The organism is Nitratidesulfovibrio oxamicus (genome assembly GCF_015731765.1).
GTDB classification, from domain to species: Bacteria; Desulfobacterota; Desulfovibrionia; order Desulfovibrionales; family Desulfovibrionaceae; genus Cupidesulfovibrio; species Cupidesulfovibrio oxamicus.
In genome coordinates this window covers 1-7,817 of sequence record NZ_VRYY01000061.1, presented here as the reverse complement: position 1 = coordinate 7,817, position 7,817 = coordinate 1, and the positions used below count along the sequence as shown (strand labels likewise).

General features: G+C 66.6%; 5 protein-coding genes. 2 read left to right on the top strand and 3 right to left on the bottom strand.

All coding sequences use genetic code 11. The features are described from left to right. The 3 genes from FVW20_RS02890 to FVW20_RS02880 all read right to left on the bottom strand — a co-directional run. Positions 1–1,166 (bottom strand): cache domain-containing protein (locus FVW20_RS02890; RefSeq protein WP_196608219.1); only part of this gene is annotated, 1,166 nt, incomplete at its 3' end. A gap of 473 nt (positions 1,167–1,639) precedes the next feature. Continuing rightward, a complete protein-coding gene (gene htpG, locus FVW20_RS02885; RefSeq protein ID WP_196608218.1) occupies positions 1,640–3,637 on the bottom strand; it encodes a molecular chaperone HtpG in 1,998 nt (665 codons plus the stop codon). Between the two features lie 367 nt (positions 3,638–4,004). After that, positions 4,005–4,451, bottom strand: coding sequence for an alanyl-tRNA editing protein (locus tag FVW20_RS02880; RefSeq protein WP_196608217.1), 447 nt, complete (start codon positions 4,449–4,451; stop codon positions 4,005–4,007). A 168-nt stretch (positions 4,452–4,619) separates the two neighbouring features. On the opposite strand from FVW20_RS02880, the gene FVW20_RS02875 reads away from it, so the two are divergent. Together FVW20_RS02875 and FVW20_RS02870 are read left to right on the top strand one after the other, a co-directional pair. Beyond that, positions 4,620–5,036 carry a PaaI family thioesterase gene (locus FVW20_RS02875; RefSeq protein WP_196608216.1) on the top strand — a complete coding sequence of 139 codons (417 nt, stop codon included), beginning with the start codon at positions 4,620–4,622 and terminating at the stop codon, positions 5,034–5,036. A gap of 483 nt (positions 5,037–5,519) precedes the next feature. Continuing rightward, positions 5,520–7,604 carry a methyl-accepting chemotaxis protein gene (locus tag FVW20_RS02870; protein WP_196608215.1) on the top strand — a complete coding sequence of 695 codons (2,085 nt, stop codon included), beginning with the start codon at positions 5,520–5,522 and terminating at the stop codon, positions 7,602–7,604. Positions 7,605–7,817 lie beyond the last annotated feature (213 nt).

Here is a 7,817-nt window from a genome sequence, read left to right as displayed (position 1 = left end):
ACCGGCTGCCACGCGGCCAGCACGGCGCGTCCGCGCGGGTCGGTGGTCAGGGCCTGGCCGGTGTTGCCTTCCAGCGCGGCGCGCACGGCATCGGTGCCCACCTTGTCGCGCAGCACGTCCAGTTCGTCGGAAGAGGTGCGCAACGAGGTGCGCAGCAGCCCGTCCGGACCCACCAGATAGGTTTCGCCGGTCTTGCCAAGGCCGAACGCCTCGAATCGTCCACCGGACAGCATCAGGCTGTTCAGCTTGGCCACGGGCAGGCTGAAGGCCAGCACGGCGGCGTACTTGCCGCCCTTGCCGCCATCGAACACCGGGGTGGCCAGAAAGGCGCACGGGGCGTTGCCCGCAGGCTCGTACGGGGCAAAGTCGCTCTGGGCCACCTCGCCCGCGCGGCCCGCCTTGCCCGATGCGTCCGCGGCGCGGAAGACGGCGGCAAGGCCGGTCCTGGAGAACGGGCCGTCGGTGGCTCGCTGGGCGAAGTCGAGGTTCTTGCGTACGGAATAGATCACCCGCCCGGTATCGGGGGCCAGCAACAGCACGTCGGCATAGCCGAACCGCTCGGCAAAGTCGCGGAAGGCGGGGTGGAACTTCAGGTGGTTGTCCACGTAGCCGCAGACGAGGTCCGCGGGTTCGTCCAGTTTCTGGCGCTCGCCGGGGGCCGCCGGGTTGCGGTGGATGTAGTGTTCCCACAGCAGTTGCGCGTTGGGATCGGTGGGTACGTAGTCGGCGGCGGCGCGGGGGGCATAGCCCGGTGCGGCGGCGGCGTTGCGGGCAAAGGCGTTCCAGCCAAGAAAGGCGGGGCCTGTCACGGCTTCGGTCAGGGCGGGGCGCAGGGCGGCCAGCGCATCCGGGGGTGTTTCGGATTCGTGGCGGACCAGGTCCACGTCATAGGCAAAGGCCAGGCTGGCGTCGATGGCCGTGCGGTCACCGGCGTACACGGCAAGCTGGTCGGCCATCAGCTCCATCAGGTCGGCCACCTGGGCAGACTTCACGCCGCGCAGGGTGGCCAACTGGCCCTGCGCCCGTTCCTGCAGGGCGGCGGCGCTGGTGCGCCCCACCTCGTGCATGCCGCCCGCGCCCACCCACCACAGGGTGGCCGCGATGCCGAAGCCGCTTGCCGCCAATACCGAAAGAAACCCCAGGAGCAACTGCCGTTTGAGGGTCATGCCCGCACCTTGATCCCTTGGCGCCATACCGATGGCGCACAGTGAAACAGACTCCGGACGCGGGCGTGGTGGCCCTGTCCGGCGACCGCGCGCAGTTCTCCATCGATCCGGCGCGGCGGTTGGCGCGGGGATGCCGGGTTGCGGCCCCATGCGCCACGTACGCCCGCGGTGCCGGGCGTACGGAGCGGGCGGCGCGGTGTGTTCGTCCTGAAGTCCGGGGTGCCGCCCACGGGAGCACCGTTCACATTTTTGAGGGTGATGTCAAAGTGGGAAAGGGGCGGTGTTGTGCGAATATTGTCAAATACTACGAACCTGAGTGGCGGAAAGTTGTAAAACAGCCCGAGGTGCGGGCAGTTGGATGCGAGACGGCAGCGTACCCGCAACACAACGGGCGGGCAGGCTTTCGCCCACCCGCCCGGAACGTGTGCATGCAGGAATCCGGCGTCGCAACGCGACGCGGCGCGGCGTTCCGCCTACAGTTTCTTGACCTCGGTGTACCAGCCGCCCGCCTGTTCCAGCAGGCCGTACAGGCGGCCCACCAGCGCGTGCGGGTCGGCCAGATAGCCTTCCAGAAGCAGGCTGGCCTCGAACAGTTGCAGGGTGGCGCTTTCCACCATGGGGTCTGCCGGATCCGCCTTGTGGATGCGCAGCAGGTTGCGCAGGATGGGGTGGTCGCGGTTCACTTCCAGCACCTTCTTGGGGATGGACTCGTCGCGCTGCATGACCTTGAGCAGCTTTTCCATGGACGAGGTCACCGTGCCGTCGGGGCTGACCAGGCAGGCCGGGCTGTCGGACAGGCGGTGCGAGACGCGCACCTCGGTCACCTTGTCGCCCAGCAGGTCCTTCATGCGGGCCAGCAATGCGTCGAAGGCGGGGGCTTCGGATTCGTCCAGCGGCTCGGCTTCCTTGCGTTCCTCCACGGTGGGGAAGGCGTCCAGGGTGGCGGCATCGGCGTGTTCCACGGCCTTCAGGGCGAAGTCCTTGTAGTTGCCCAGCGCGTCCATGACGAACTCGTCGATGGGCTCGTACAGGAACAGCACCTCCAGCCCCTTCTTGCGGAAGATTTCCAGGTGCGGGTTCAGCCGGGCGGCCTCGCGGTTTGGCGCGGAGATGTACCAGATGTCCTTCTGGCCTTCACGCGCGCGACCGATGTAGTCGTCGAGCGAGGACAGCCCCTTGGCGTCGTCGTGGTGCGAGGTGTTGCAGCGCAGCAGGCCCGCGAACTTTTCGCGGTTGGCCCAGTCGGTGTGCCCCAGCTTGAACACCTTGCCGTGGCTGCGCCAGAATTCCGCGTACTTGTCCGCATCGGACGCGGCCAGCTTTTCCAGATGGCCAAGCACCTGCCTGGTCACCGTCTGGCCGATCTTGCGGATGACCACGTTCTCCTGCAGCGTCTCGCGCGAGATGTTCAGGGGCAGGTCTTCCGTATCCACCACGCCCTTCACGAAGCTGAGGTATTCCGGCAGCAGGTCCTTGTTCTCGCGCTGGATAAGCACCCGGCGCACGTACAGGTCGAGGCCCCAGCGGTCGCGGCCCATGCCGAACAGTTCCTGCCCGTGCGGCGGCACGAACATGAGCGCGGTGAACTGCACCGGCGCGTCCACGGAAACGTGGATGGTTTCCAGCGGGGCGCCGCTGTCGAAGGTGAGGTACTTGTAGAAGTCCTCGTACTGTTGCGGGGTGACCGAAAACTTCGGTTCGCGCCACAGGGCCGGGGTGGTGTTCACCCGTTCGCCCTCGACCATGATGGGGAAGGGCAGGAAGTTGGAGTGGGTGCGCACGATGGCTTCCAGGCGGTGGCGTTCCAGGAATTCCGCCGCGTCTTCCTTGATGTGCGCTTCTATGATCGTGCCGCGCGCCGGGGCGTCGGCATCGCCCGCGGCGTCCACCTCTGCCACGCTGAACGAGCCGGAACCGTCCGATTCCCAGACGTGGGCGGTAGCGCCGGGCTGGCACGAGCGCGAGGTGACTTTCACCGTGTCCGCCACCATGAACACCGAGTAGAAGCCCACGCCGAAGCGACCGATGATGGACGCGGCGTCGGTGGGGGCTGCGGAGGTCGGGGACGCGGATTCACCGTCGGCATCGCCTGCGGCGGCGTCGGCCTTGGCCCCGCCGTTCAGGCCCTGCCCCATCCCGTGTTCCGCCATGAACCGTTCCGAGCCGGACCGGGCGATGGTGCCCAGGTTGTCGATGAGTTCCTGCCGGGTCATGCCCACGCCCGTGTCGGCAATGCGCAGGATGCGCGCGTCCTTGTCCACGGTGATGGTGATGTCCAGCGGCAGGTCGGGCGCGGTCACGGCGTCGCCCCGACTCTGGAAGAAGCGCAGCTTGTCCAGTGCGTCTGATGCGTTGGAGACCAGTTCGCGCAGGAAAATCTCGCGGTTGGTGTACAGCGAGTGGGTGATGATGTGCAGCAGTTTCTGCACTTCGGTGCGGAATTCATGGGTCTCATGCGCGGCGGCGGTCATCGTCTCCTCCTGTGAAAGGCGTGGTCTGGTGATCGGAAAGGGTTCGCCCGGCATGCCTGAAGGGGCCGGGCCTGTCCGAATGTTGTACAATTGTTCCGTGCCGTTGCGACCGGAAAATTCCCAGTGCAGATAGTGTCGGAGCGGCGCGTGTCAAGATGGCACCGGCAGGGAAGGAAAGACGCGAAGCGCCCGTGCGGGGCGCTCATGCAGCACGGGACGCCCGCCGTGGCGCGAACGGCCCGTGGAACTGGTCCGGGCGGCTGGCCCATCGCCCCGGTCGGGAACGGCGAACGGGAAACGGAAAGGATGTGGCGCGAGGGCGCTCCGGCCCGTCTCGCCTTTCCGAGGCCCTTTCGGTGAAGGCGTACTACGCCGCCGGGGCGTCCAGTTTGAAGCGCACGCGCAGCACACCGTTCTCGAAATCGTGGGAGACGATCCGGAAGGCGCCCACTTCCGCCGTGTTGGCCACATGGGCGCCGCTGCACGGGCAGGCGTCGAAATCGCCCACCCGCACGATGCGCAGGGTGTCGCCCGCGCCGTCCGGCAGGCGGCCAAGGTCGAAGCGGCTTGCGGCTTCCGTGCGGTCCATGTCCACGGCGGTGACCGGAAGGTTGCCGGACAGCACGCGGTTCACTTCGGCTTCTATGGCGCGGGCTTCCGCGTCGTCGAGCGGGTGGTCGAAGTGGTAGTCGCACTTGGATTTCTTGGGGTTGACGTGGGCGCTGAAGCAGCGCCCGCAGCCGTGGCGGGCCACCATCACGCCGTTCAGGACGTGTTCGGCGGTATGCATGCGGGGGGCTTCGTCCTTGCTCATGATGGGCTCCGTGGGGGTTGCGGTTGCCGGGCGCTCGCGCGGGTGGCGCTTGCGCCGGGCATGGGATACCTGTGTGGTGTGCTGGCGAGGATGGCGGTGTTCGCTCTCGTTGGCGCGTGTACGCCATGGGCCGACCACTGCGCCGGGCGAAGATACAGGAGATGCTGCATGGATTTCAAGGCGCTGGCCGATCTGGTGGAAAACGGACTGCCGTTCCAGAAGCTGCTGGGCATCCGGGTGGCCGAGATGGAAGCGGGCCGGGTGAAGCTGTTCATTCCGTACCGCGAGGAACTGGTGGGCGATACCCGGCGGCCTGCCCTGCATGGCGGGGTGATATCGTCGCTGGCCGACGTGTGCGCGGGGTTTGCGGTGTGGACCAGGTGTCGCATCGACGACCGCATCGCCACCATCGACTTGGTCATCGACTACCTGCGGCCCGCCTCCGCCAGCGACCTGTACGCCGAGGCCACGGTGAAGCTGCTGGGCAACCGGGTGGGCAACGCGCAGGTGGTCATCTGGTCCTCCGACAGGCCGGACCGGCATGTGGCCGAGGGGCGTGGTGTGTATAACATCAGAAGGGGATAACTCTGCATCGGCCTGCCGGAACCACATGCTGCGAAACGGCTGGACACGTGGCTGTTTTTTTAATAAAAATAGTATATTGAAGTGCGTGGTAATGAATTTTTCATGACGGTTTCCGGTATTTTGCAGTCTGTTTTTCCGTTCCGGGGGGAACGGCAAGCACCGTGCTGGCTGCCAATGCACGCCTGCCCCTAGCCGGCCAGAACATCCGCCCGACGCCATGTCGGGCGGGGTGGGTCGGGCAGACGGCTGTTCCGGTTCACGGGATGGCCAATGACTCCGAGCATGCATCGCGCCGGCGAGGGGGGGCGCGCCGCGGGCCGTCCTGTCCCATGGGCGGAATGTGCCTGCGTATGACGCATTGTGTCGGGGCTGTCACGGAACCTGCCGGAGAGTGGGGCCTTCTGAACGTCTGTTTTATGACAAGGTGATGTGATGATTACATTTTTTGCCTCATTGCCGATGCGGATGAAGGTGCTTGCCATCATGCTGCTTCCGCTGGTGGCGTTGATGGCGTTTTCCGGATCGCTCGTCATGAGCAAGCGCGCCGTCATGGTCGAGATGCAGGATGTGGAGCGCCTTGCCGCCCTTTCCGTGACCGTTGGCGATGTCGCCCACGAATTGCAGAAGGAGCGGGGGCTTTCGTCGGGGTTCCTCGCCAGCCGCGGGGAGCGGTTCGGCCCGGATCTGGCCGCCCAACGGCGCGATTCGGACAGTGCGCTGGGCAAGCTGCGTGCGCGCTTGCGCGTGTTTCAGGCGGAAGGTTTTCCCCCGGAAACAAGGGCCGCCCTCGGCAAGGTGGAGAGCGAACTTGGCGGCATCGACGGGAAGCGTCGCGAGGTGGACGCCTTGGCGCTCAAACCGGCCGGAATCATCGCGTCGTACTCCGAAACCATCACGTCATTGCTGGAAGTGAATGCCTTCATTTCGCGCGCCAGTTCCGAGCCGCGGGTGCTCGGACGCATAGTGGCCTATGATTCGCTGTTGTGGGCCAAGGAGTACGCGGGGCGCGAACGGGCCACGCTCAACGGCATGTTCGCCCAGGGGACGATTCCGGTCAATCTGTTCCGCTCGTGGCTGACCGTGCTCGCCGCGCAGGACGAGCGGCTTGCCACATTCAAGGCGCTTGCCGCGCCCGAAGACGCCGCCTTGCTGGAAGCGCGGCTGACCGGTCCCGCCGTGGCGGAGGTCGCCCGGATGCGGGCTCTGGTGATGGCCGGGACTCAGGGCGAGGCGCTTGGCGGTGATGCTGCCGAGTGGTTCAAGGCCTCCACGGCACGCATAGAACTTTTGCGCCAGGTCGAGGTGGGCCTGGGCGATGCCCTGATGCAGCTCGCCAACCGCCTGGGCCGGGACGCCAGGATGGATATGCTCGTCTACGTTTCGGTGGCTGGCGGGGCGTTGGCAGTCACGCTGGCCGTGGGGCTGCTGGTCTTCGTCTCGATCAATACGCCCTTGCGTCGCGCTGTGGCCTTTGCCGAAGCCGTGGGCAAGGGCAATCTGGACCATCCCCTGGATGTGCGGCAGGCCGACGAAATAGGCACGCTGTGCACTGCCATGGCGAGCATGGTCGGCAACCTGAAACTCAAGATCGCGGAAGCGCAGGCGCAGACGCAACTCGCGGCCCGGGAGACGGAGCACGCGCGCACGGCGCAGGCTGAGGCGGACGAGGCCCGGGCCGAGGCGGAACGGGCACGCCGGAACGGCATGTTGCAGGCGTCGGTGCGCATGGAAGACATGGTTCGCAAGCTCACCGGTGCGTCCGAGGGCATTGCGGCCCAGGTGGTGCAGTCCAGCAGGGGCGCCCAGGCGCAAAAAAACCGCGTTGCCGACACGGCGCTGGCCATGGAGCAGACCAACGATGCGGTCTTGGACGTGGCCCGGAGCGCCGGACTGGCGTCGGAAATGTCGCACGAGGCCCGGCAACTGGCCAGCGACGGCGCCAGTGTTGTCCGCCAGATGGTGGGCATGGTGGGCGACGTGCGCGTGCAGGCCCTGCAGCTCAAGGGTGATATGGAAATCCTTGGCACGAACGCCGCCAATATCGGGCAGGTGCTCGGCGTCATCAACGATATTGCGGATCAGACGAACCTGCTGGCGCTGAACGCGGCCATCGAGGCCGCCCGTGCGGGAGATGCGGGGCGCGGTTTTGCCGTGGTGGCGGACGAGGTGCGCAAGCTGGCGGAAAAGACCATGACCGCCACGAAGGAAGTGGCAGAGGCCGTGATAGGCATACAGAACGCCACGCGGTCCAATGCGGAAAGCGTTTCGCAGACCGTGGGCAGCATAGAGAACGCCACGGGCATGGCAGAGGCGTCGGCGCGGTCGCTGGAAAGGATCGTGGACATGGTGACCCAGGCCAGCGACCAGGTGCGGTCCATTGCCGCCGCGGCGGAACAGCAATCCACCGCAAGCAGAGAGATCAGCGGCTCCCTGACCGACATCAACGCCATCGCCAACGATACCGCCAGGGGAATGGAACATTCGACCCTGGCCGTGGAGGAGCTTGCGTCGCTGGCCAGGGCCTTGCAACAGATGGTGACCGAAATGGCGGCGGAGGGGCGGGCCTAGGGTCGGCCTTGCGCCGGGCACGGAACCGGTGAGAACGACACGAGAAAAACGGCCCTCCGCCATGGCGGAGGGCCGTTTTTCTCGTGTCGGGTTGCCGGGCGGCGCACGCTGGCGTGGCGTGCGCCGTGGCGGGCTACTTCGACAACGACTGCTCCTGCACGCGCGGCCCGCCCGCGCCGGGCGCACCTGCCGGAGCCGGGGCGTGCGGCGGCA

Bases quoted from the DNA above. Each gene is read 5' to 3' on its own strand.
- FVW20_RS02880 (WP_196608217.1), bottom strand. From the start codon at position 4,451: ATGAGCAAGGACGAAGCCCCCCGCATGCATACCGCCGAACACGTCCTG.
- FVW20_RS02870 (WP_196608215.1), top strand. From the start codon at position 5,520: ATGCTGCTTCCGCTGGTGGCGTTGATGGCGTTTTCCGGATCGCTCGTC.
- htpG (WP_196608218.1), bottom strand. From the start codon at position 3,637: ATGACCGCCGCCGCGCATGAGACCCATGAATTCCGCACCGAAGTGCAG.
- FVW20_RS02875 (WP_196608216.1), top strand. From the start codon at position 4,620: ATGGATTTCAAGGCGCTGGCCGATCTGGTGGAAAACGGACTGCCGTTC.